General features: G+C 39.3%; 1 protein-coding gene. It reads right to left on the reverse strand.

Features of this window, described 5'->3' with window-relative positions; genetic code table 11:
• Positions 1-211 (reverse strand): hypothetical protein (locus ACKQAD_RS20345; protein WP_498044237.1); only part of this gene is annotated, 211 nt, incomplete at both ends.

Raw genomic sequence — 211 nt, forward strand, 5'->3', positions numbered from 1 at the left:
GTACTGGCCAAACGTCCCCGTATTTTCAGGAATAAACGGGTCAAGATTTTCCGGAACAATGTAAAAAAGTCCGAAACCAATAAACAACAATATAACCGTGACCTTAATGACGACAATAATGTTGTTTACGTTGGCTGATTCCCTTATCCCAATAACCAAAAGGGTGGTGATCACCCCAGCTATAAATACTGCAGGGAAATTCAATATACTT

Origin of the sequence: Pectobacterium artocarpous (assembly GCF_046159765.1) — a bacterium.
Taxonomy (GTDB): Bacteria; Pseudomonadota; Gammaproteobacteria; order Enterobacterales; family Enterobacteriaceae; genus Pectobacterium.